This window comes from Pseudomonas sp. NFACC45 (assembly GCF_900113505.1).
GTDB classification, from domain to species: Bacteria; Pseudomonadota; Gammaproteobacteria; order Pseudomonadales; family Pseudomonadaceae; genus Aquipseudomonas; species Aquipseudomonas tehranensis.
The window spans coordinates 368,948-392,642 of the sequence record NZ_FOPO01000003.1; the positions used below are offsets into that span (position 1 = coordinate 368,948).

Genomic DNA, 23,695 nt, shown 5'->3' on the forward strand with positions numbered 1-23,695 from the left:
CATCAGTCTAGAGAGGTTCTTTCTCTTGATAATCGTGCTAATAGGCAACCTTTGGTTTTCAATTGGAAACAATCTGATGAGCGAAATGGACGACCTGGCGGCGTTCGCCGTGTTGATCGAGGCGGGTAGTTTCACCCTGGCGGCCCAGCAATTGGGCTGCAGCAAGGGCCAGTTATCCAAGCGCATCAGCCTGCTGGAGAGTCGGTTCTCGGTGGTGTTGCTACAGCGCACCACGCGGCGCTTGAGTCTCACGGCAGCGGGGGCTGCATTATTGCCCCAGGCCCAGGCGTTGTTGGTGCAGGTGCAAAGGGCGCGTCAGGCTCTGGCTCGCCTGAAGGACGAAATTTCCGGGCCGGTGCGTATGACGGTTCCGGTGTCGTTGGGCGAAACCTTCTTTGAAGGTTTGCTGACGGAGTTCGCCCAGCGCTACCCCGACGTGCAGATCGAACTGGAGCTCAACAACGGCTACCGGGATCTGTCCCGTGATGGCTTCGACCTGGCGATCCGCTCCGACGCGGCCCTTGATGAGCGCCTGGTAGCGCGTCCGTTGCTGGCCTGGCATGAGCTGACCTGCGCCAGCCCGGCCTACCTCGAACACTACGGCGAACCCCTGACACCCCAGGGCCTTACGGCACACCGCTGCCTGCTCAACAGTCATTACAGCGGTCGGGAGGAATGGCTCTATCACCAGCAACACGAATTGTTGCGGGTGCGGGTATCGGGGCCGTTCGCCAGCAATCACTACAGCCTGCTGAAAAAAGCCGCCCTGGCCAGCGCCGGGATCGCCCGGTTGCCGTCCTATCTGTTGCATGAGGAATTGGCTGACGGGCGTTTGCGCTGGTTGCTCAGGGACTTTCAGACCCGTCGCATGCCGATGTACCTCGTGCATCCGTACCAGGGCGGTTTGCCCAAGCGCACCCAGGTGCTGGCCGATTATCTGATCGACTGGTTCAAGCGCAGTGGCGAGGCGCTGGATCGGCTTCAGCGATAGCAAGGCATCACACGAGCCCTTGTGGGAGCGAGCCTGCTCGCGATAGCGGTGGATCAGTCAACCACTGCGTTGACGCTGATATTGCTATCGCGAGCAGGCTCGCTCCCACAGGAGTCCCGACCTTGATCAGCGAGCGTAGTGCCTGGCGATCAGGTGGTCGATGGACAGTTTGCCCGGCCCGCGGGCCATCAGATAAAGCAGTACCGCCGCCCAGGTGCCATGGGTCGGATAGGCGTCGGGGTAGACGAACAGTTGAATGGTCAAGGTCATGCCCAGCAGGGCCAGGGCCGAGAAGCGTGTCGCCAGGCCAAACAGAATCAGGGTCGGGAACACATGCTCGGCCACTGCCGCCAGATGCGCCGCCAGTTCTGGCGACAGCAGCGGCAAGGCGTATTCGCTTTTGAACAGGGGAATGGTCGAATCGGCCAGTCGCGGCACGCCGAGCTGGAAGGTGCCGTCGATCAGGTCGATGGCCAGGCCTTCGATTTTGGTCTGGCCGGATTTCCAGAACACCGCGGCTATGGAGAATCGTGCGACGAAGGCGATCAGGCTGTGAGGGATTTTATCCAGCCATTGGATGGCGCGAGTGATCAGGGCGTTCATGGCAATACCTGCTCAGGTAACAAATGGATGATGGCTCGGTGGCTGATGAGCTGCGCCAGGGTGTGCTCCAGTTCCAGATCGCTGTCGCGCCCGGTTGAGGCATCAATGGCCGCGGACAGGGACACACCTTGCAGCAGGTCCTGGATGAAATCGTGGGTACCGGGGCTGATCGCAAACACTTCCATCTCCAGGTCGTTGCGCAGTACCAGGGCGCATTGCGGTGAGAAGGGGTCGAACGGCACGACGGGCGCTTGTTGATGGGCCGCCCAGATCGCCACCACGGCGAAGGGTGATTGCAACAGGTGCAGTGACGGGTGAAGACCAACCCTCAGATGATCATGGGATGCGGGGGATGACAGCACTTGCATGACCTGGTGTGCGTCCATGGGCCGGGCGTCGGCGGCGTGCCAGGCTTGCACCTGCAAGCGCTCCAGTCGGGCGACATCCGCCAGGTACGGCACGCTGGCGGCGGGTTCGAAATGTTCGATGAACCCGGCAAAGTCGGCACCGTAGTCGCTCATCATCGGGCTTCGCGGCGCGGCGGACTGGACGTAGGTCCCGGCCATGGCGCGGAAAAAATCTTCACCCACCAGTTGCGCCACCACCGGGTAGTTGTCGGCCAGGGCGTTGATCAACGAGCTGAGCACGTTGTTGCGGTACACGGCGAACCGGCTCGCTGGATCGGCGCCCGTGGCGCAGGTCAAACCCTGCGGGCAAGCTTTGCGCGGGTCGAGCAGGGCAGCGGCGAATTCGCTGTAGCGGCTCATGGCCGGCCCCCTGCGGTGTTTAACAGTTGATCGGCTTGAGCGGCTTCGGCCAGCAGCACTCCCAATGCAGGGATGCGGTTGTCCCATTCGATCAGCGTGGCGACTGGCCCGGTCCGCGCCAGTACCGTGCGATACAAGCGCCAGACCTCGTTATCGATGGGCGCACCGTGGTCATCGATCAGCAAACGCTCACCCAGGCTGTCGGCGTCTTCGGCAAACCCGGCCAGATGAATTTCCCCGGTGGCGAGCAGAGGCAATGCGTCGAGGTAGGCCAAGGGATCACGGCAATGATTGATGCACGAAACGTAGACGTTGTTCACATCCAGCAACAGTCCACAGCCGGTGCGACGGATGACTTCACTGATGAAGTCGGGCTCGTCGAGGGTTGAATCCTCGAACGCCAGATAAGTGGCCGGGTTTTCCAGTAGCAGCGTGCATTTGAGGCTGGACTGGACCTGATCGATGTGTTCGCAGACGCGCTTGAGCGTCGTTTCATCGCAGGCCAGGGGCAACAGGTCATTGAGGAACATCGGGCCATGGCTGGACCAGGCCAGGTGTTCGGAAAAAGACTGGGGCTGATAGCGTTCGATCAGTGCTGCCAGACGTTGCAGATGCGCATTGTCCAACGGACCCTCGCCACCGATCGACAGACCGACACCGTGCAGTGACAACGGATACTGTTCGCGTATCCGCCCCAGGAAGTGATGAAACGGCCCGCCGGCCACCATGTAGTTTTCCGCGTGCACTTCGAAGAAACCCAGATCCGGTCGGGTCTGGAGCACTTCACGAAAATGCTCGGTCTTGAGCCCCAACCCTGCCCTTGGCGGTAGCCGGGTATCGGTGGCGAGGGAGGGGGCTTTCGACATGGAGATTGGCCTCAGGCAGATGCGATCAAGACTTGGCTTTGAACGCTTCGAGCTGGCCGAAACCAGTCGGGGAGGTTTTGCTTTCCATGGTGGTGCAGGTGCCTTTAGGGACCGATTTCCAGGCGTTGGCCTGATAGTCCATTTTCGCGGTGCCGGCACAGGTGGTGCCAGCGCCGGCGGCGCAGTCGTTCTGGCCTTTGAGGGCGACACCGAAGCATTTTTCCATGGTGTCGTCAGCGGCATGGACAGTCGAGACGCCTGTCATGCTCAAGGCGGAGCCAAGGGCCAGGGCCAGGGCGGCGGCGGACAGGGTGCGGGTCGAAGCAGTCATGATGATTCTCCAGTTTCAGGAAATGAACCGGCGTTAGCGCCGGTCTGCTGAACTAGAGAGGGTAGGTGGGAAAGTGTTACAGCGGCTGTAGATTTTTTTTGGTTATCCCCAAACCTGTGGCGAGGGAGCTTGCTCCCGCTGAGATCTGTAGGAGCTGGCGAAGCCTGCGATCTTTTGATCTTTCGCTTGGGACTCAAAAGTTCTGGGAAAGATAGCAGCCTCGTTTCACTCGACAGCTCCTACAAAAAAAAACGGCCCGAAGGCCGTTTTTTCATTGCGACAGGCTCAACCGCCCAGGTACGCCTCGCGTACTTTCGGGTCGGTCAGCAGCGCTTCGCCAGTGCCTTGCATCACCACCCGGCCGTTCTCCAGCACGTACGCCCGGTCAGCGATTTTCAGCGCCTGGTTGGCGTTCTGCTCCACCAGGAATACCGTCACACCATCCTTGCGCAGTTGTTCGATGATGTCGAAGATCTGCTGGATGATGATCGGCGCCAGGCCCAGGGAAGGTTCGTCGAGCAGCAGCAGCTTGGGCTTGCTCATCAGCGCACGACCGATGGCGAGCATTTGCTGTTCGCCACCGGACATGGTGCCGCCACGCTGACTAAAGCGTTCTTTGAGGCGTGGGAAAAGGTGCAGCACCTTGTCCATTTGCTCCTGAAAGTCGCCCTTGTCGGTGAAAAAACCGCCCATGGCGAGGTTTTCTTCCACGGTCAGCCGGGCAAATACCCGACGGCCCTCCGGCACCACGGCGATGCTCTTGCGCATGATCTGCGAAGAGTCCTGGCCCACCAGTTCCTCACCCATGTAGCGGATGCTGCCGCTGTGGGCCTGGGGCGAACCGCAGAGCGTCATCAGCAGGGTGGATTTGCCGGCACCGTTGGCACCGATCAGCGTCACGATTTCGCCCTGGCGGACTTCAACGTTGACGCTGTGCAGGGCCTGGATCTTGCCGTAGAAGGTGGAAACGTTTTCGAACTGCAGCATTTACGCTTCCCCCAGGTAGGCTTTGATCACTTCAGGATTGTCGCGGATCTGTTCCGGCGAACCGTCGGCCAGCGGTGTGCCCTGATTGATCACGACGATATGGTCGGAAATGCTCATGACCAGCTTCATGTCGTGCTCGATCAGCAACACGGTGACATCGTGCTCCTCGCGCAGCACGCCGATCAGCGCTTTGAGGTCTTCGGTTTCCTTCGGGTTCAGGCCGGCGGCCGGTTCGTCGAGCATGAGGATCCGCGGACGGGTCATCATGCAGCGGACGATTTCCAGGCGCCGTTGCTGACCATAGGCCAGGGTTCCGGCGGTACGGTTGGCGAACTCCTTGAGGTTGACCTTCTCCAGCCAATACTCGGCGAACTCCATGGCCTCGCGTTCGCTCTTGCGGAACGCCGGGGTCTTGAACAGGCCGGCAAAGAAGTTGGTGTTCAGGTGACGGTGCTGGGCGATCAAGAGGTTCTCGACCGCCGTCATGTCCTTGAACAGCCGCACGTTCTGGAAGGTGCGCACCACACCCTTGCGGGCGATGTGGTGACCAGGCAGGCCCTGGATCGGCTCGCCGTCCAGCAGGATGGTGCCGCCGGTAGGCTGATAGAAGCCGGTCAGGCAGTTGAACACGGTGGTCTTGCCCGCGCCGTTCGGCCCGATCAGTGCAACGACCTGTTTCTCTTTCACGGTCAGGGCCACGCCGTTGACCGCCAGCAAGCCGCCGAAGCGCATGCTCAGATTTTCAACCTTGAGGATCTCGCGGCTCATTTGCGCAGCTCCATGTGTGGGCGTTGCATAGGCAGCAGACCTTGAGGACGCCAGATCATCATCAGCACCATCAAGGCGCCGAACATCAACATGCGGTATTCGCTGAATTCACGCATCATTTCAGGCAACAGGATCATCACGATCGCCGCCAGGATCACACCCAGCTGCGAGCCCATCCCCCCCAGCACCACGATGGCGAGGATGATCGCCGACTCGATGAAGGTGAAGGATTCCGGCGTCACCAGACCCTGACGGGCAGCAAAGAAGCTACCGGCAAAACCGGCGAAGGCGGCACCGAGGGTGAAGGCCGAAAGCTTGATCACGGTCGGGTTCAGACCCAGGGCACGGCAGGCGATTTCGTCTTCACGCAGCGCTTCCCACGCGCGCCCGATAGGCATGCGCAGCAGGCGGTTGATGACGAACAGCGCAGCCAGGGCCAGCAACAGCGCCACCAGGTAGAGGAAAATCACCTTGTTGATCGAGTTGTAGGGCAGTCCGAAGTACTCGTGGAAGGTCTGCAGGCCTTCAGCGGCTTTGCGTTCGAAGGTCAGGCCGAAGAACGTCGGCTTCTCGATGTTGCTGATGCCGTTCGGACCGCCGGTGATGTCGGTCAGGTTGCGCAGGAACAGACGGATGATCTCGCCGAAACCCAGGGTCACGATTGCCAGGTAGTCACCGCGCAAGCGCAGCACCGGGAAACCCAGCAGGAAACCGAAGGTGGCGGCCATCATCCCGGCGATGGGCAGGCAGATCCAGAAGCTCAAGCCGAAGTAGTGGGACAGCAGCGCGTAGCTGTAGGCGCCGACGGCATAGAAGCCGACGTAACCCAGGTCCAGCAACCCAGCCAGCCCTACCACGATGTTCAGGCCCAGGCCCAGCATCACGTAGATCAGGATCAGGGTGGCGATGTCCACCGCACCGCGAGAGCCGAAAAACGGCCAGACCAGTGCTACGACGATCAGGGCCAGGATGATCCAGCGCTGGGTCGTCGGCAGGGTCAGGAAGTTACTGGCCTTGGCCGGGACTATCGGCAGGCCGGGCGATGCCTTCCAGGCGGCGCTGATCTGCGTGCTGAACAGCACCCGCAGGAACATCAGCACCGAACACACGGCGATGGTCGCCAGGATGGCCGGGCTGGTGCCGTGCACTTCAAGGTCGATGCCGACGATGGTCAGTTTCAGGCCGAGTACCGGGTACGCGACCGCCCAGACCAACAGTGCGCTGAAGAGCGCCGATTTAAGATGTTTAGTCATACCTTCTCAACCTCCGGACGGCCCAGGATGCCGGTCGGCCGGAACAACAGCACCAGAACCAACAAGCCGAACGCCACGACGTCCTTGTATTGATCGCCGAAGATGTCGGCGCCAAAGGCTTCCGCCACGCCCAGCACCAGCCCGCCGAGCATGGCTCCGGGGATGCTGCCGATGCCGCCCAGTACCGCGGCGGTGAAGGCCTTCAGGCCCACGAGGAAACCGGCGTTGGGGTTGATCACACCGTATTGCATGCTCAACAGCACGGCGGCGATGGCCGCCAGGGCCGCGCCGATGACGAAGGTCAGGGCAATGATGTTGTTGGTGTTGATGCCCAGCAGGTTGGCCATCTTGATGTCCTCGGCACAGGCGCGGCAGGCGCGGCCCAGACGGGAACGGGAGATGAACAGCGTCAGGCCGAGCATGGCGACCAGGGTCACCACGAACACCACGATTTGCATGTAGGAAATCAGCACTTCCTGTGCCCCCCCTGGCCCGAAGGTAAAGTTACCCGGAATCAGGTTGGGAATGGATTTGTCCTTGGAGTCTTGCGAAAGCAGAACGGTGTTCTGCAGGAAGATCGACATGCCGATGGCCGAAATCAGCGGGATCAGACGGTTGCTGCCGCGCAAGGGGCGATAGGCGATCCGTTCGATGCTGTAACCATAGGAACTGGTCACCACGATGCTCGCGATGAAAGCTGCGGTCATCAACAGCGGGACACTGTCGAGTCCCATCATGGCCAGCCCGGCGATGGCGATGAACGCCACGTAGGAGCCGATCATGTACACCTCGCCGTGGGCGAAGTTGATCATTCCAATGATGCCGTAAACCATCGTATAGCCGATGGCGATCAGGGCATACGTGCTGCCAACGGTCAGACCGTTAACCAGCTGCTGGAAGAAGTGATAGATGTCAGGCATTACAGCGCTCCTAAAAACCTGATACGCATTTCACTGGTGGAGTCATTTTCCCGCCCGGGCCCCGTGGATCTGCATCCACTTCGAGCACGAGGTTTGCCAGCGAACCGCTGATGACGGTTTTGAGATTTTCAGGTGGGGAGACTGGCGGATCACGCCAGCGCGGCCCAATACATTTAAAACAAAGCCCACGGCACGCCGTGGGCTTTATTGGCAGTCAGTCAGGCCAGGCCTTACTGAGGCGAAGCTTCGGTTTTAGGTTTGCCGAAATGCCACTGGTAAACCACAAACTTGAAGTCCTTCAGGTCGCCCTTGTCGTCAAAGCTCAGGTCACCGGTCGGGGTCTTGAAAGTACCGGCGTGGATGGCTTCAGCCACTTTTTCCGGGTCTTCGCTCTTGGCTTCGGTGATGGCCTGGGCAATCACTTGAACGGCCGAGTAGGACGGGAACACGAACGGACCGCTCGGGTCTTCCTTCTTGGCTTTGAACGCGTCAGCCAGGGCGATGTTGGCCGGATCCTGGTCGAAGGATTTCGGCAGGGTCACCAGCAGGCCTTCGGAAGCTTCCTTGGCGATCTGCGAGATCGAGTCGTTACCCACGCCTTCCGGGCCCATGAACTTGGCGTTCAGGCCTTTTTCCTGCGATTGACGCAGGATCAGACCCAGCTCCGGGTGGTAGCCGCCGTAGTAGACGAAGTCGACGTTGGCTTGCTTGAGCTTGGCGATCATCGAGGAGAAGTCTTTGTCGCCGGCGTTCACGCCTTCGAACACGGCGACTTTCACGCCTTTCTTCTCGAGGGTCGTTTTCACGGCACTGGCGATACCTTCGCCGTATTGCTGCTTGTCGTGCAGGACCGCAACGACTTTCGGCTTGACGTGGTCGGCAATGTAGTTGCCGGCGGCAGGGCCCTGGGCGCTGTCCAGGCCGATGGTGCGGAAGATCATCTTGTAGCCGCGAGCGGTGATGTCCGGGCTGGTAGCGGCCGGCGTGATCATGATCACGCCTTCGTCTTCGTAGATGTCCGAAGCCGGTTGGGTGGAGCTGGAGCACAGGTGGCCGACCACGAACTTGACGCCGTCGTTGACGACTTTGTTCGCCACAGCGACCGCTTGTTTTGGATCACAGGCGTCATCGTATTCAACGGCGACCAGTTGCTTGCCATTGACGCCGCCCTTGGCGTTGATCTGCTCGATGGCCATTTTGGAGCCACTGAATTGCATGTCGCCGTATTGGGCTACGGGGCCGGTTTTTGGGCCGGCGATACCGATCTTGATGGTGTCGGCGGCGAACGAATGGCTGGCAACCCCGGCCAGAACCATAGCGGCAAACAGTTTGGAAATCTGCTTAGTAGCCTTAGTCATAGTGCTCCACTCATGCTGTTGTAATTTTTATAGTCCTGGCGCCGTAGCAGCAGAACCGGGTCAGATATCTTGGATATCCTCGCGGAAAATGCCCCCGGCAACTGTACCGGTACAGTGTAGAGCGCCGATTGTTGGCAAGGGAAGCTGGCGCTTGGGGGCAAAACCTGAGGGTGTCGCTTAATTGAAAGAAAAAGACAGAATGGCGGCGGGGTTTGTCCGGTGAAATCGGCAATCCTTGGCTTTCCTGCGCTTTTCAATCGGTGCTGCAAATTGCTACCGGGTTTTTCTGCCAGACCACCGACGTTATCATTCGCGCCGATTTCTTTTCCGGACAGGTCCCATGAATCAAGAACCTAGCACCCTCTATGCCAAACTGCTTGGTGAAACCGCACCTATTACCTGGAAAGAGCTGGAGCCGTTCTTCGCCAAGGGTGCCCTATTGTGGGTCGACCCGGCCCTGGATCTGATCGCCGCGGCCGAGGCCGTTGCCCAGGACGAAGGTACCAAAGTCGCCGCCTGGCTGGCTGCCGACCAACTGGCCAAGCTGTCTGAAACGCGGGCTCTGGACTTTTTCGAACGCGATCCGCAGCTATGGGCGGTGGTGGTTTCACCGTGGATTATGATCCAGGAAAGGGCGTCGATTTAATGATCGCACCAAGTTGGTTCGTATTTTCTCCGGGTAAAAGTGTGTAGGTGAGTAGCGTGATGGCATCCTGCCGTGGTGAAACGCCACAGCGGAGGGTGACGTATACGTAACGGGAACAGTTTATTGGGCGGCCTTTGGGCTGCTTAATTGTTTCTGAATGTTGATTTTGTGTTTTGGTCAAGGCCGCCAATCGCGAGCAGGCTCGCTCCCACAGTGAACCGCGTTTCTTCAGAAAGAATGCGATTAATGTGGGAGCGAGCCTGCTCGCGATTGGCGCGACGCGGTCCTGCGCCTGCCTCAATAACTCTTGCCCGTATGGTTATTCAAAGAAATAACCTTGGTCTTGCCAATGCGGTGACGGTAGATCTCACGCAAATACTTGATCGACTTCTTCACGCAGTCGCGGGACAGGCGGATGTCGTTGATCGAGACAAACTTGTCTTTGTCGCTGATCAGCTCGCGGTATTTCTTCTCGTACATCGGCTTGATCGCGTACCAGTTGGTGTCGAGGATCTTCGCCGGGTTTTCGAACTCGTTGAGCAGATCGTCGATGCGCTCTTCGTCGAAGTCTTCATTGATGATGAAGTCCAGGATCGAGTTGTCCAGGGTGTCGTCGAAGCGGTACGGGGTGCGGGCAAAGCAGCGTTTGATAAACGCCACGATCAGGGTCAGGAAGTCATCCGACAGGCAAGGACTCTTGGCGATCAGGGTGGTCAGCGACAGGTTGGCCGAGGCACCGATCACCAGCGCGTAACGCTTGAGGGTGGTGTTGGGGAACAGGCTGTTGAGGTGGGTCTTGAGCCGGTTCAGGTCCATGTAGGACAGCTTGTAGTCCTTGGGCAGCGAGACGATCGACACCACCGACGAGCAGTTCTTGAAAAAGTGCAGGTCATGCAGGGCGGCGGCGTCGTAGCCGGAGTTCTTGTACTGCTCCAGCGAGGCGCGGTAGCGTTTGGATTCGATCGGCAACAGGCTGATGCCTTCGATGGCCTGGGTGACTTTGTTGAAGTGCGGCAGGTCGATGGAGCGGAAGAACAGGTCGTCGATGTTCAGGCGCGGCGGCTCCTTCTCGAACACCTTGAACTTGTCGCCGCTGGGCGCTGGGGTTTCCGGGACCACGGACTCGGCGTAGGCGATCGCCACCGGGCCGGCCAGGCTCATGAACAGGTCGTTGGCGTCCAGGCGAATGGTTTCGCCAATGTCGATGCCGGCGCGACGGAAGTAGTTCTGGTCGTAGTCGGTGGTCACCGCCTGGGCGGTCAGGATGTTGAAGATCTGCTGGGAGATGTACTGGTTGGCGTGCTTCTCCATGGCATTGACATCGATGTTCTGGATGTTGCCGTCATCGCTCTCTTCGGCGTAGCGCATGATGTCGTTGGAGATCAGCATCATCGCGTTCCAGGGGCGGATGCGGCCCATCACGCTGGCTTCGCTGCTGTCTTCGTTGGCGAAGTTGTACGAGAAATCCCACTCTTCCGACAGGTACTTGCACAGCAGGCGTCCGGCGTTGATGTGCAGCGCCTCGGACATTTCGCTGCGGTGATCGGAAATGTTCGGCAGTACGCAAATGCCGCTGGTGAAGATCGGCTCGAAGACGAAGGAATGGCCGCTCTTGCTGTCGTGTTCGTCCATTGGCTTGGTGTCGAACGTCTTGTTCATGTACGAGTACTGCTGGGCCAGGCCGAACTCCGAGGCCATGCCCGAGCCGGTCCCGCCGCCGGCACTGAAGATCGAAAAGTACAGGCGCGACTGGTTGGCCTTGATGCCGCAGCTGTCGATCAGGTACGAGTGGATCATTTTCCAGTCGGGGCTGGAGAACCGCTGGGTATCCTTGTTCAGGATGATCTTGGCCAGGTACTGCCCCAGGATCGGTGCGTTACCGGCGCCCCCGGCATGGACTTCTGACAGGTCCATGATTTTCATTTTGCTGTAGTCACGCAAAAAGCCGCTTTTTTCGCCTTTGCGCGAAAAACGGATGCGTCCGGCGATGTCCTTGTCCAGGTCGCCGAGCATCACCAGGGGTTCGACTAGAAACACCGGCTTGCTGGCTTTGCTGGTGCCCAGGCGCAAATTGTTACGGATCCACTGCGCCGGGCTGTAGCCCTTGTCGTTATAGCCTTTGTCCTCTGTGTTGAACTCGTTGAGGTAGAACTTGCGGGCGTTGTACACCAGCTCGGCTACGTCCAGGGCGATGTTGGAGCCACAGCGACCCAGGCCGATCAGGCATACGGACGGGAACTCCTGCTGATCGCGTTCGCTTTCGTCGTCCACCAGGTGCGGCGGGCGCGGGAACACGCTGTCACGCAGGCCGTCGAGGTTGTCGAGGATGCGGTCGGTATTGGTTTCGGTGAAATACAGATACTGCTGAGTCGCCAGGGGACGCGAGCTGCTCGATGGTTTCGAGGTTTCAGGGCCGTTTGCGGCCGGGCTCAGCGTAAGATCGGATACTGCAGTGGCTGTTTTTTTAGAGGTCATTGTGCGCCATATGCCTGAACTGGTCGGTTCGATGACCACTGTCATCGGACCGTCGCGGATGGGAGCTCGCGTCCTTGACGACGCGAAGGTCGGCCCAAGCGTTCAGGGGGGCAGCCTGAGCAGCGCTCGGGAAAATCTTTTCCTGATAGGTTGAATCGGCCATCGCGGGATGATCTTTAATCGAGAAAAGGCAAAATGATGGCAATGTTTCCGGGAAATTGACCGTAGTCACGAAACACGACGCTTGCCATGGTCGTATATCAGCCATGCGAATGATTGGAGACAGCCTGGGCGCCGCTGTCTAGATTGCAGACTCCGGGTTCGGATGCCTCGCCGTGCCCCATAACAATAAAGAGACGGACCCATGCAGAACTCGACCCAAGCGGCGAATGCCTGGCGCATTCTGTTCCTGCTGTTCCTGGCCAACCTGTTCAACTTCTTTGATCGCACCATTCCGGCGATCATCATCGAACCGATCCGTATGGAGTGGAGCCTCAGCGACTTCCAGATCGGCATCATCGGCACCGCCTTTACCATCGTCTATGCCATCGCCGGGCTGCCACTGGGGCGCCTGGCCGATACCGGTTCGCGCAGCAAGTTGATGGGTTGGGGGCTGGCGACCTGGAGCGGGCTGACGGCGGTCAATGGCTTGGTGGGCAGTTTCTGGGCGTTTCTGGTGGTGCGCATGGGCGTGGGGATCGGTGAAGCCAGTTACGCGCCAGCGGCCAACTCGCTGATCGGCGACCTGTTTCCGGCCCACCGTCGGGCGCGGGCCATGGGCATTTTCATGCTGGGCCTGCCGATCGGTCTGCTCCTGGCGTTCTTCACCATCGGGGCGATGGTCAAAGCCTTCGACAGCTGGCGCGCGCCGTTCTTTATCGCGGCGGTGCCGGGGCTGGTGCTGGCGGTGTTCATGTTTTTCATCAAGGAACCCAAGCGCGGCGCGGCGGAAACGGTGCAGATCTCCCAGGAAAAAATCGACAGGCCGATCCGTCGGGTGCTGGCGATTCCTACTTTTCTGTGGCTGGTGTTGGCGGGGCTGTGTTTCAACTTCGCCACCTATGCCTGCAACTCGTTCCTGGTGCCGATGTTGCAGCGCTACTTCCTGATGCCGCTGCACGACGCGGCGGTTGCCACCGGGATCATGGTGGGCGTGACCGGGCTGTTCGGGTTGACCCTGGGCGGCTGGATTGCCGACAAGATTCACCAACGGGTGCCCAACGGACGCCTGCTGTTCGCCGCGTTCAGCCTGGTGATCTCCACGGCCACCACCGCGTGGGCGTTGTATGCCGGGCGGATTGAAATTGGTGTGTTCGTCGCGGTGTTCAGTGTCGGCTGGCTGTTTGCCTATACCTTTTATACGTGCGTGTACACGGCAATCCAGGATGTCGTCGAACCGCGTCTGCGGGCCACGGCGATGGCGTTGTTCTTTGCCGGGTTGTATCTGTTGGGTGGAGGCATGGGGCCGGTGGTGGTGGGTGGTTTGTCTGACTACTTTGCCCATGCGGCCATGGCCGCGGCCGGCGCCGCGCAAATGACCGAGGCGTTCAAGGCCATTGGTTTGCATGACGCGATGTTCCTGATCCCGGTGGCGCTGTTCCTGACCATGGTGTTCCTGTTCCTGGCGTCGCGCTGTTTTGTACGCGATGCCAAGCGGATGAAGGATGGGATGAGTGCGCAGGTGGTGCCGGAGGGTGTCGCGGCGACGGCTTGATAGCACCAGACTCAGCTCTGGTGATGAGCCTGCTTTTGTGGCGAGGGGATTTATCCCCGTTGGGGCGCGAAGCGCCCCCAAAACTGACGCCTCTGATTCTCATAAAGACTGAGTCGACTGCCTTGGGGCTGTTCCACAGCCCAACGGGGATAAATCCCCTCGCCACAGGTTTGTGCATGGCAGCGAAATTGTGCCTAGCGAACCTTCTCATCCCGCCCACGCAGCAAGCGATTGGGCATCGCCACCGCGGCCGCCAGCCCCAGCAACGACACCGCCGCGCTGATCAACAGCAAATGCCGGAATGTTGCCTGCAATGCCTGGCGCAAGACCTCCTGCGCCTCGCCCGGGGCGGCGTTCAGACCGTCCAGCAAGACATTGCCGCTATGCCCCTCGCCGAGCAGCGACGATCCGGCAAGCTGCGCAAAGCTTGAATCCTGCAGCAAGGCCAGCAGCAACGCCGACATCAGCGCCACGCCCACGGCGCCGCCGAGGGAGCGGAACAGGTTGGTGGTGCTGGTGGCGACCCCGATGTCCTGCTGTTGCACCGAATTTTGCGACCCCACCAGCGAAGTCGGGAACTGCATGCCGGAAGCGATGCCGCTGAGCAGCATGAACAGGCTACTGAGCCAGAACGCGTCGGGCGGGGTGAAGGCCATGCCGAGGATGGCGAACGGGAAGAGCAGGGCGCCGCAGAGGATCATCGGTTGGTAATGGCCGGTGATCGAGGTACGGCGTCCGGCAAAATACGCACCCATGGGCAGCCCCATCGCCAACGGCAACAGGTGCAACGCCGCGCTGTCGGCACCGGCGCCGGTCACGCTCTGGAAGCGCAACGGCACCAGGACCGTCAGGGAAATCGCCTGGAAGCTGGTGAAAAACACCGTGCACCAGCACAGCACCGCGCTGCGGTTGGCGAACAGGTGCATCGGCAGCAACGGTTCCCGCGCCCGACGCTCGTACCAGACGAACACCCCCAGGGCTATCCCTGCGCAACCCAGTAATCCCAGCACTTCACGGCTGTGCCAGGCATGGCCCTGGCCGACCTCGGTGATCCCCAGCAGCAACGCAGTCAGGCCAATGATCAACAACACGGTGCCCAGGTAATCGATGATCGGCGTGCGTTGCGGCACTGGTAGCCCCACCAGGGTGCGGCGGGCCACCCACCAGGCCGTGAGGCCCAGCGGCAGGTTGATCCAGAACACCCAGCGCCACGACAAGTATTCGGTCATGTAGCCACCGAGCACCGGCCCGGCCACGCTGGCCACCGCGTACATGCTGCTGAAGTACCCTTGGTAGCGACCCCGCTCGCGTGGCGGGATGATGTCGCCGATGATCGCCTGGCTCACGGAAATCATCCCGCCGGCGCCGATGCCCTGGAATATGCGCGCCAGCACCAGTTGCTCCATGTTTTGCGCCAGCCCACAGAACAGTGAGGCCAGGGTGAACAGCCCCATGCCGAACAGCATCAACGGCCGCCGACCGTAGAGGTCACCGAGCTTGCCGTAGATCGGCACCGCCACGGTCATGGCGACCATGTAGCCGGAAATCACCCAGGCCAGCAGCCCGACATCACCCAACTGGGCGGAAATGGCCGGCATCGAGACGGCGACGATGGTCTGGTCCAGTGCGCCGAGAAAAATCGCCAGCATCAGGGCCACCAGCACACTACGAATGGCAGGCTGTGGGGCTTGGGAGGTATGGGCTTGAGTCAAGGCAGAACCTGCGGGCATCACGCCTGGTTGGCGAAGAGGACTGAGCCCGCAGTTTAAGTCGATAGCCGGCTATTCGATAGCCTCATAAGGAAGTCCGACGTAGTTTTCCGCGATGGTTTTTCGACCCGCCTCGGAGTCGACGAAATATTCCAGCTCCGCTTCGCTGATGCGCTGGTTGAAGGCGTCGTCGTCGAAGCGGTGCAGCATGGAGGTCATCCACCAGGAGAAGCGCTCGGCTTTCCACACCCGTCGCAGGCAAATGGCCGAATACTTTTCCAGCAAGTCGGTACGGCCGTCGCGATAGACCTTGAGCAGAATGTTGAACAGCGTGCTGACGTCGCTGGCGGCCAGGTTCAGCCCCTTGGCGCCGGTGGGCGGAACGATGTGGGCCGCGTCACCGACCAGGAACATCCGTCCATACTGCATCGGCTCGACCACGAAGCTGCGCAGCGGCGCGATGCTTTTCTCGATGGAGGGACCTGTCACCAGTGCCTGGGCCAGGTCGGCTGGCAGGCGGTTTTTCAGTTCAGACCAGAAGCGCTCGTCCGGCCAATCGGCCACTTGCTCCTCGGCAGGCACTTGCAGGTAATAACGGGTGCGAGTCTTGGAGCGCATGCTGCACAGGGCAAAACCACGTTCGTGGCGGGCGTAGACCAACTCCTCGTGAACCGGTGGGGTGTCGGCCAGGATGCCGAGCCAGCCAAACGGGTAGACCCGCTCGAAGACCTTGAGTTTTTCCGCCGGGATTGACTGGCGCGCCGCACCATGGAAACCGTCGCAACCGGCAATGTAATCGCAGTCCAGGCGCCAGGTTTGCCCTTGGTGCTCGAAGGTTACGAAGGGGCTGTCGGTCTGCATGTCGTGGGGCTGGGCATTGCCGACTTGATAAAGCGTGCGGGCGCCGGCGGCCTCCCGGGCGGCCATCAGGTCGCGGGTGACTTCGGTCTGGCCATAGATCATGACGTTTTTACCGCCAGTCAGGCCCTTTAGATCGATGTGCACCCGCCGACCGTTGAGCGCCAGCTCAAAGCCGTCATGGGGCAGCCCCTCGGCGTCCATGCGCTGGCCGACGCCGGCCTGGCGCAGCAATTGGGCCATGCCTTGCTCCAGCACACCGGCGCGGATGCGGCTCAGCACATAGTCTGGGGTCTGGCGTTCGAGGATCACCGTGTCAATTCCAGCGTTGTGCAGCAATTGGCCGAGCAGCAGCCCAGAGGGGCCGGCACCGATAATGGCAACTTGGGTCTTGAGGGTTTTCATTGTTGTTATGGCTCGCACGAAGCACACGACCAGGGTCGGTGTTGATTGGGGTGCTTGCATTTTTCGCTTGCGGACCTGTCAATTGAAGGGGAAAACTGAGCCGATACCTGTACTTTCTACCAATCGGTGCGATTATCGCCCGCAACCCAGGCCGATCCTCGTGATGAAAAAAACAGACCTGCCTTCAATCCCGGTATTCAAGCTCTACGGCGAAAGCCAGGATTGGCCGACTCCGGACCTGCTGCACTGTGAAACCATCTCCAAGCGCAGCCGAGAGCACCAATGGGAAATCAAACCCCATCGGCATGCCGATCTCTGTCAGTTGTTGTTTGTCTTCAAGGGCCAGGCGGAGTTGGAAATCGAAGGCCAGCGCACACGGCTCGACGAGCCGGCGGTGCAGATCCTGCCGCCATTGTCGGTGCATGGCTTTCGTTTTTCCGAGGATGTGGACGGTTACGTGGTGACTCTGGCGGCACCGCTGGTCACGCATCTGCAATCGCAGCTGGGTCATTCGGTCAACGTGCTGGCCCAGGCTGAAAGCTACCCGGCCCTGGAAGATGCCGAATACCTCAATAGCCTGTTCAGCGCCCTGCAGGCTGAATACGGTGGGCATCAGCCGGCCCGGGAAATGCTGATGCATGCCTTGGTTAGCGTGATCATGGTCTGGGTCAGTCGTCAGGTGATGCAGCGGCGCACGCAGGCCCAGCGCCCACAACGCGCGCGGGAGTACCTCAACGGGTTCATTCAGTTGGTGGAAGAAACCTATCGCCAGCATGTCAAGGTCGAAGACCTGGCCCATCGTCTGGGCATCTCCGTGTCGCACCTCAACGGCACCTGTCGGGAATTGGCGGGGCAGCCGGCTCTGCAGATCATGCATGAGCGCCAGCTACTGGAAGCCAAGCGGCTGCTGACCTACACCGGCATGACGATCTACGAGATTTCCGAAATGCTCGGTTTTTCTGACCCGACCAATTTCACCCGGTTGTTTCGCCGACGGGTTGGCATCTCTCCCAAGGCATTCCGTGACCGGCTCAAGACCGATCAGCAGGACGACTGAACACGCCTCAGCGCAAAGCGTTCAGGGTCGCGCTATGGGGAATGCAGCGCTCCAGGTTGCAACTGGCGTGTTCACGGGGCAGTTGTCTGGCCTGTTCGACCCGATAGGCCGCCGTGCCATAGAGCGCCAGCGTGACGGTGCAGGTGACAAAAATGGCGAGGCGTCTTCTTGTTTTGATGTTCATGGCGGTGACCTCTGAACGAATACCCTTGGGTACTACTTTCAGCATAGGTCAGCCATGGCGGGTTGCCAGCCAGGCAGTGAGCGTGTTTAACCCGATATTCAGAACACTGATAACCCTGTGGGAGCGGGCTTGCTCGCGAAGGCGGGATCACAGGCGACATTGATGTTGACTGACAGACCACCTTCGCGAGCAAGCCCGCTCCCACAAGAGGATGGGGTAACCGTCAGGGCGGGTTATTCCAGATGCTCAGGCTTCATCGGGTCGCCTGGCTTAACGTCCAGTTGCTTGCGCACGTCTTCGAACATTTTGTCGTAGTACTCGTGCATCGAGCCAATGCTGGCGCTCTTGGGCATGCCGTGTGTCTGAGCGATGCGCGTGGCATGGCGGGCGAAGTCGAAGGCCTGGTCCTTGGCCAGGAAAAAAGTTTCGTCCACGGATTTATCCTCGACCGTGCCGTGCAACCGGAACGACATGCCCTGGCCCTCCTTGGGGTCCTGCGCCAGCTCATAGTCGATACACAGGTTGTAGCTGAAATCATCCTTGTTCAGCGCGTGGCGCTCCATATGCAGGTGACCGGGTTCGAACATGGCCATAAGCGACTCTCCTTCGAAGGCGTGGGTGTAGGGCAGACCCTGGATCCGCCCCGCAAGTTTCCTGTTATCGATAGGCGATGCCGGGTGTTGCCGTGCTGATGCGCGTACCGGCGGTGCCCTGGACGATGGCCTCAATGTCTGAGAGTGATCCAATCACCGCGACCTTGCCAGTGTTGCGGGCAAATTCGCAGGCGGCCTGGACTTTCGGCCCCATCGAGCCGGCGGCAAAGCCCAGCCTGTCCATTTCATCGGGGTGAGCCTGGGCAATGGCTTTCTGGGTCGGCTTGCCGAAGTCGACGAACGCGGCGTTGACGTCCGTGGCGATCACCAGCAGATCGCTTTCCAGCTGTTCGGCCAGCAGCGCCGAGCACAAGTCTTTGTCGATCACCGCTTCCACGCCCTGGAGCTTACCGTCGGCGTCGTACATCGTCGGGATGCCGCCACCGCCGGCGCAGATCACGATGCTGCCCTTTTCCAGCAGCCACTTGATCGGGCGGATTTCGAAGATGCGCTTGGGCCGCGGGCTGGCGACCACGCGGCGGAACTTGTCCCCGTCCGGGGCGATCGCCCAACCTTTTTCGGCCGCGAGTTTTTCTGCCTCAGCCTTTGTGTAGACCGGGCCAATGGGTTTGGTGGGGTTCTGGAACCCCGGGTCGTTGGCGTCCACTTCGACCTGGGTCAACAGCGTTGCGAACGGCACTTCGAAGTCCAGCAGGTTGCCCAGCTCCTGTTCGATGATGTAGCCGATCATGCCCTCGGTCTCGGCGCCGAGCACATCCAGCGGATACGGCGTGACCGAGGTGTAGGCCGCGGCCTGCAGCGACAGCAGGCCGACCTGGGGGCCATTGCCGTGGGCGATGACCAGCTCGTTGCCAGGGTGGATCTTGGCGATCTGTTCGGTCGCGGTGCGGATGTTGCTGCGTTGGTTGTCGGCGGTCATGGGTTCACCCCGACGCAGGAGGGCGTTCCCGCCAAGGGCTACGACGATGCGCATGGTGCTGTCCTCTGACAGAGAAATAATGGACGACTCGGTCCCCTTGTGGGAGCGAGCCTGCTCGCGATGACGGCAGCACATCCAACATCAATGCAAGCTGATACTCCGCTATCGCGAGCAGGCTCGCTCCCACAGTGAAAAACACTTCAGCTGGGGGCGGCCGGTGTCAGATATCCGCCAGCGCCGACACCAGGATCGCCTTGATGGTGTGCATGCGGTTTTCCGCTTGCTCGAAGGCGATGTTGGCCGGGGATTCGAACACTTCTTCGGTCACTTCCACACCGTTGGCCAGGTTCGGATAGCGCGCGGCGATGTCTTTGCCGACCTTGGTTTCGCTGTTATGGAAAGCGGGAAGACAATGCATGAATTTCACCCGGGGGTTGCCCGAGGCTTTCATCATTTGCGCGTTGACCTGATAGGGCAGCAGTTGTTCGATGCGCTCGTCCCATGCCTCGACCGGCTCGCCCATGGACACCCAGATGTCGGTGTGGATGAAGTCCACGCCCTTGACGGCTTCCTTGGGGTCTTCGGTGATGGTGATGCGTGCGCCGCTTTCAGCGGCGAAGGCCTGGCACTGGTCGATGAAGTCCTGTTGCGGCCAGAGGGCTTTGGGAGCGCCGATGCGCACGTCCATGCCCAGTTTGGCGCCGATCATCAGCAGCGAGTTGCCCATGTTGTAGCGGGCGTCGCCCAGGTAGGCGTAGCTGATGTCATGCAGCGGCTTATCGCTGTGTTCGCGCATGGTCAGGGTGTCGGCGATCATTTGGGTGGGGTGGAATTCAGCGGTCAGGCCGTTGAACACCGGCACGCCGGCGAACTTGGCCAGTTCCTCGACGATCTCCTGTTCGAAGCCGCGATATTCGATGGCGTCGAACATCCGTCCCAGTACCCGGGCGGTGTCTTTCATGCTCTCTTTGTGGCCGATCTGCGAAGAGACGGGATCGATGTAGGTAACGTGGGCGCCCTGGTCATGGGCCGCGACTTCGAAGGCACAGCGGGTGCGGGTCGAGGTTTTCTCGAAGATCAGCGCGATGTTCTTGCCCTTGAGGTGTGGCCGCTCGGTGCCGGTGTATTTGGCACGCTTGAGGTCCCGTGACAGGTCCAGCAGATAATGCAGCTCGCGGTTGGTGTGGTGCATCAAACTCAGCAGGCTGCGGTTGTGCATGTTGAAAGCCATGATGGATCTCCTCAGGTGGGGGTTATCCCCTGGGCGGCGTTGGATAAACACCAACCCAGGCTCAAAGGTCAGTAGTCGATCGGGTCGCGAATGATCGGGCAGGTCATGCAATGGCCGCCGCCACGGCCTCGGCCCAGCTCGCTGGCGCTGATGGTGATGACTTCCACGCCGGCCTTGCGCAGCAGGGTGTTGGTATAGGTATTGCGGTCGTAACCGATCACCACGCCCGGTTCCAGGGCCACGACGTTGTTGCCGTCATCCCATTGCTCGCGTTCGGCGGCGAAGCTGTTGCCGCCGGTTTCCACCACGCGCAGCGCTTTGAGGTTCAGGGCCTTGGCCACGGTGTCGAGGAAGTTGGTTTCTTCGCGACGAATGTCGATGCCGCCGGGTTTGCTCTCGTCAGGGCGCAGGGAGAAGGCGACGATCTGGCTCACCACTTCCGGGAAGATCGTCACCAGGTCGCGGTCGCAGAAACTGAACACGGTGTCCAGGTGCATGGCGGCGCGGGACTTGGGCAAGCCGGCGACGATCACGCGTTCCACGGCCTTGTGCTTGAACAGATTCAGCGCCAGTTGGCCGATGGCCTGGCGCGACGAACGCTCGCCCATGCCGATCAGTACCACGCCGTTGCCAATCGGCATCACGTCGCCGCCTTCCAGCGTAGCGTTGCCGTGATCCTGGTCGGGGTCGCCGTACCAGACCTGGAAGTCGGCCTGGGTGAATTCAGGGTGGAACTTATAAATGGCGCTGGCCAGCAGGGTTTCCTGGCGTCGCGCCGGCCAATACATCGGGTTCAAAGTGACGCCACCGTAGATCCAGCAGGTGGTGTCGCGGGTGAATTGAGTGTTGGGCAATGGCGGCAGGATGAAGCTGGAGTGACCGAGGAAGTCGCGGAACATCTGGATGGTCTTGCCACCGAAACTGTCCGGCAGATCATCGGCCGAGACGCCACCGATCAGGAATTCGGCGATCTTGCGCGGCTCCAGGCTGCGCAGCCAGGAATCGACTTCATGCACCAGGCCAATGCCGACCGAGTTGGGGGTGATCTTGCGTTGCAGGATCCAGTCCAGGGCTTCGGGAATGGCAACGATATCGGTCAACAGGTTGTGCATTTCCAGCACATCGACGCCGCGCTCGCGCATTTTGGTGACGAAATCGAAATGGTCGCGCTTGGCCTGGTTGACCCACAGGACATCGTCGAACAGCAGTTCGTCGCAGTTGTTCGGGGTCAGCCGCTGATGGGCCAGGCCAGGGGAACACACCATGACTTTGCGCAGCTTACCGGCTTCGGAATGAACGCCGTACTTCACTTTTTCCGTGGTCATTACAAAGATCCTCCAGATAAAACAATCAGTCAGTTACAAGGTCAGGAAGCCGTCGTAGAGCCCGTAGGCGGCCACCAGGGCGCCTGCGATCACTGCGGCGAAAATCAGCTTCTCGACGGAGGTGAAAACCGGTTTGCCCAACTCGCGCTTGGCCTTGGCGAACAGGATCGCGCCGGGGGCATAGAGCAGGGCGGACAGCAGCAGGTATTTGATCCCGCCGGCATACAGCAGCCACACTGCATAGATCAGGGCGATGGCGCCGATGATCAGGTCCTTGCGCCGCTCGGCCGCGAAGCCTTCGTAGGTCTCGCCGCGCACCGCCAGCAGCACCGCATAAGCCGCCGACCACAGGTACGGCACCAGGATCATCGAGGTGGCGAGGTATATCAGTGACAGGTAAGTGCTGGCCGAGAACAGGGTGATGACCAGGAACAGCTGGACCATCGCGTTGGTCAGCCACAGGGCGTTGGCGGGTACGTGATTCACGTTTTCGCGGCGCAAGAACTCCGGCATGGTGTGGTCTTTGGCAGCGGCAAACATGATCTCGGCGCACAGCAGTACCCAGGACAGCAGGGCACCGAGCAGCGAGATGATCAGACCGACGCTGATCAGCACCGCGCCCCAGTGACCCACCACATGCTCGAGCACCGCAGCCATGGACGGATTCTGCAACTTGGCCAGTTCCGGTTGGGTCATGATGCCCAGGGACAGCACGTTCACCAGCACCAGAAACAGCAGCACGGTGATGAAACCGATCACCGTGGCCTTGCCGACATCCGTGCGTTTCTCGGCACGGGCGGAAAAGATGCTTGCCCCTTCAATGCCAATGAACACCCATACGGTGACCAGCATCATGTTGCGCACTTGATCCATCACGCTGCCCAGGTCCGGGTTCTTCAGGCCCCAGATGTCGGCGGTGAAGATATCGAGCCTGAAGGCGAACACCGCGATCAGCACGAACAGCAGCAGCGGCACCACCTTGGCGATGGTGGTCACCAGGTTGATGAACGCCGCTTCCCTGATGCCCCGCAGGACCAGGAAATGCACGGCCCACAGCAGCACTGATGCACCGATCACCGCCGCGACGGTATTGCCTTCGCCGAAGATCGGGAAGAAATACCCCAAGGTGCTGAACAACAGGACGAAGTAACCGACGTTGCCCAGCCAGGCGCTGATCCAGTAGCCCCAGGCCGACGAGAAGCCCATGTAGTCGCCGAACCCGGCCTTGGCGTAGGCATACACACCGCCGTCCAGATCAGGTTTGCGGTTGGCCAGGGTCTGGAATACGAAAGCCAGGGTCAGCATGCCGACGGCGGTTATCGCCCAACCGATCAGCACGGCACCGACATCGGCACTGGCGGCCATGTTTTGTGGCAAGGAAAAGATTCCCCCGCCAATCATCGAGCCGACCACCAGCGCGACAAGCGCACCCAATCGAAGTTTTGCGGGGGTATCAGACATTGTATGACTCCAATGCAGGAGAAGAGAGTTAGCAAAGCCTAAGTCGCTTTAAAGTTTCTCGAGCTGATCTGGATCAGTGCATGACGACATTCCATTGTTAATAAAGGAGTTGATAGCGTCCGTTGTCGTTGCGAAGTTCTATGAAAGGCTCGTTTCAAGCCTCTGAGGTGGGGAAATAGGCAGGATTCATGCCCCGTAGGACACTTCACGCTAGTTGAATTCTGCGTCGGCGCAACTATTTTGTAGGCGGCTT

22 protein-coding genes are annotated in these 23,695 nt (G+C 60.2%); 4 read left to right on the top strand and 18 right to left on the bottom strand.

All coding sequences use genetic code 11. From position 1 onward, the window contains the following. Positions 1-76 precede the first annotated feature (76 nt). Complete coding sequence (locus tag BM132_RS07365) at positions 77-991, top strand: LysR family transcriptional regulator (RefSeq protein WP_092454290.1); 915 nt, start codon at positions 77-79, stop codon at positions 989-991. A 126-nt stretch (positions 992-1,117) separates the two neighbouring features. Here BM132_RS07365 and BM132_RS07370 read toward each other — a convergent pair whose 3' ends face one another. The 9 genes from BM132_RS07370 to BM132_RS07410 all read right to left on the bottom strand — a co-directional run bounded on the left by BM132_RS07370 (position 1,118) and on the right by BM132_RS07410 (position 8,844). Beyond that, positions 1,118-1,594 (bottom strand): DoxX family protein, encoded by a 477-nt coding sequence (locus BM132_RS07370; RefSeq protein WP_092397002.1) that lies wholly within the window; start codon positions 1,592-1,594, stop codon positions 1,118-1,120. Then, positions 1,591-2,361: an HvfC/BufC N-terminal domain-containing protein gene (locus BM132_RS07375; RefSeq protein WP_092397004.1), complete on the bottom strand. Its 771-nt coding sequence runs from the start codon at positions 2,359-2,361 to the stop codon at positions 1,591-1,593. Before BM132_RS07375 ends, BM132_RS07370 begins: the two co-directional genes overlap by 4 nt. Then, a complete protein-coding gene (locus BM132_RS07380) occupies positions 2,358-3,227 on the bottom strand; it encodes an MNIO family bufferin maturase (protein WP_092454292.1) in 870 nt (289 codons plus the stop codon). Before BM132_RS07380 ends, BM132_RS07375 begins: the two co-directional genes overlap by 4 nt. Positions 3,228-3,252: 25 nt before the next feature. Continuing rightward, on the bottom strand, positions 3,253-3,558 hold the full coding sequence (locus BM132_RS07385) for a BufA1 family periplasmic bufferin-type metallophore (protein WP_092397008.1): 306 nt from the start codon (positions 3,556-3,558) through the stop codon (positions 3,253-3,255). 285 nt (positions 3,559-3,843) lie between these two features. Further along, positions 3,844-4,545, bottom strand: a complete 702-nt coding sequence (locus tag BM132_RS07390; protein WP_092397010.1) for an ABC transporter ATP-binding protein — start codon at positions 4,543-4,545, stop codon at positions 3,844-3,846. Beyond that, positions 4,546-5,313 carry a high-affinity branched-chain amino acid ABC transporter ATP-binding protein LivG gene (gene livG, locus BM132_RS07395; protein WP_092454294.1) on the bottom strand — a complete coding sequence of 256 codons (768 nt, stop codon included), beginning with the start codon at positions 5,311-5,313 and terminating at the stop codon, positions 4,546-4,548. Further along, positions 5,310-6,566, bottom strand: coding sequence for a high-affinity branched-chain amino acid ABC transporter permease LivM (locus BM132_RS07400; RefSeq protein ID WP_092397012.1), 1,257 nt, complete (start codon positions 6,564-6,566; stop codon positions 5,310-5,312). The genes livG and BM132_RS07400 overlap by 4 nt, the downstream gene beginning before the upstream one ends. Further along, on the bottom strand, positions 6,563-7,486 hold the full coding sequence (gene livH / locus BM132_RS07405) for a high-affinity branched-chain amino acid ABC transporter permease LivH (protein WP_047228386.1): 924 nt from the start codon (positions 7,484-7,486) through the stop codon (positions 6,563-6,565). Before livH ends, BM132_RS07400 begins: the two co-directional genes overlap by 4 nt. A gap of 230 nt (positions 7,487-7,716) precedes the next feature. After that, positions 7,717-8,844 (bottom strand): branched-chain amino acid ABC transporter substrate-binding protein, encoded by a 1,128-nt coding sequence (locus BM132_RS07410; protein WP_092397014.1) that lies wholly within the window; start codon positions 8,842-8,844, stop codon positions 7,717-7,719. Between the two features lie 340 nt (positions 8,845-9,184). On the opposite strand from BM132_RS07410, the gene BM132_RS07415 reads away from it, so the two are divergent. Further along, entirely contained in the window at positions 9,185-9,490 is a 306-nt protein-coding gene (locus BM132_RS07415) for a DUF2288 domain-containing protein (RefSeq protein WP_092397016.1), read from the top strand. Positions 9,491-9,787: 297 nt separating this feature from the next. Here BM132_RS07415 and BM132_RS07420 read toward each other — a convergent pair whose 3' ends face one another. Further along, positions 9,788-11,965 carry a hypothetical protein gene (locus BM132_RS07420; RefSeq protein WP_092454296.1) on the bottom strand — a complete coding sequence of 726 codons (2,178 nt, stop codon included), beginning with the start codon at positions 11,963-11,965 and terminating at the stop codon, positions 9,788-9,790. A 364-nt stretch (positions 11,966-12,329) separates the two neighbouring features. Here BM132_RS07420 and BM132_RS07425 point away from each other — a divergent pair, with 364 nt between their 5' ends. After that, positions 12,330-13,679 (top strand): spinster family MFS transporter, encoded by a 1,350-nt coding sequence (locus BM132_RS07425; RefSeq protein ID WP_092454298.1) that lies wholly within the window; start codon positions 12,330-12,332, stop codon positions 13,677-13,679. A gap of 194 nt (positions 13,680-13,873) precedes the next feature. On the opposite strand, the gene BM132_RS07430 is transcribed toward BM132_RS07425, so the two are convergent. After that, positions 13,874-15,409 (bottom strand): MDR family MFS transporter, encoded by a 1,536-nt coding sequence (locus BM132_RS07430; RefSeq protein WP_092454300.1) that lies wholly within the window; start codon positions 15,407-15,409, stop codon positions 13,874-13,876. 51 nt (positions 15,410-15,460) lie between these two features. After that, complete coding sequence (pobA, locus tag BM132_RS07435; protein ID WP_092454302.1) at positions 15,461-16,651, bottom strand: 4-hydroxybenzoate 3-monooxygenase; 1,191 nt, start codon at positions 16,649-16,651, stop codon at positions 15,461-15,463. Between the two features lie 163 nt (positions 16,652-16,814). Here pobA and BM132_RS07440 point away from each other — a divergent pair, with 163 nt between their 5' ends. After that, positions 16,815-17,708, top strand: a complete 894-nt coding sequence (locus tag BM132_RS07440; protein ID WP_092454304.1) for a helix-turn-helix domain-containing protein — start codon at positions 16,815-16,817, stop codon at positions 17,706-17,708. A gap of 7 nt (positions 17,709-17,715) precedes the next feature. Here the strand turns inward: BM132_RS07440 and BM132_RS28435 are convergent, their stop codons facing one another. From BM132_RS28435 to arcD, 6 genes are all read right to left on the bottom strand, one after another. Next, entirely contained in the window at positions 17,716-17,892 is a 177-nt protein-coding gene (locus tag BM132_RS28435) for a hypothetical protein (protein WP_177193333.1), read from the bottom strand. A gap of 233 nt (positions 17,893-18,125) precedes the next feature. Further along, positions 18,126-18,485 carry a DUF5064 family protein gene (locus BM132_RS07450; RefSeq protein ID WP_092454306.1) on the bottom strand — a complete coding sequence of 120 codons (360 nt, stop codon included), beginning with the start codon at positions 18,483-18,485 and terminating at the stop codon, positions 18,126-18,128. Between the two features lie 64 nt (positions 18,486-18,549). Then, on the bottom strand, positions 18,550-19,479 hold the full coding sequence (arcC, locus tag BM132_RS07455; protein WP_092454308.1) for a carbamate kinase: 930 nt from the start codon (positions 19,477-19,479) through the stop codon (positions 18,550-18,552). A gap of 166 nt (positions 19,480-19,645) precedes the next feature. Beyond that, a complete protein-coding gene (locus tag BM132_RS07460) occupies positions 19,646-20,656 on the bottom strand; it encodes an ornithine carbamoyltransferase (RefSeq protein ID WP_092397033.1) in 1,011 nt (336 codons plus the stop codon). Positions 20,657-20,724: 68 nt separating this feature from the next. Beyond that, a complete protein-coding gene (gene arcA / locus BM132_RS07465; RefSeq protein ID WP_092454310.1) occupies positions 20,725-21,981 on the bottom strand; it encodes an arginine deiminase in 1,257 nt (418 codons plus the stop codon). Positions 21,982-22,014: 33 nt separating this feature from the next. Further along, positions 22,015-23,442 (bottom strand): arginine-ornithine antiporter, encoded by a 1,428-nt coding sequence (gene arcD / locus BM132_RS07470; protein WP_092397037.1) that lies wholly within the window; start codon positions 23,440-23,442, stop codon positions 22,015-22,017. Between the last annotated feature and the right edge of the window lie 253 nt (positions 23,443-23,695).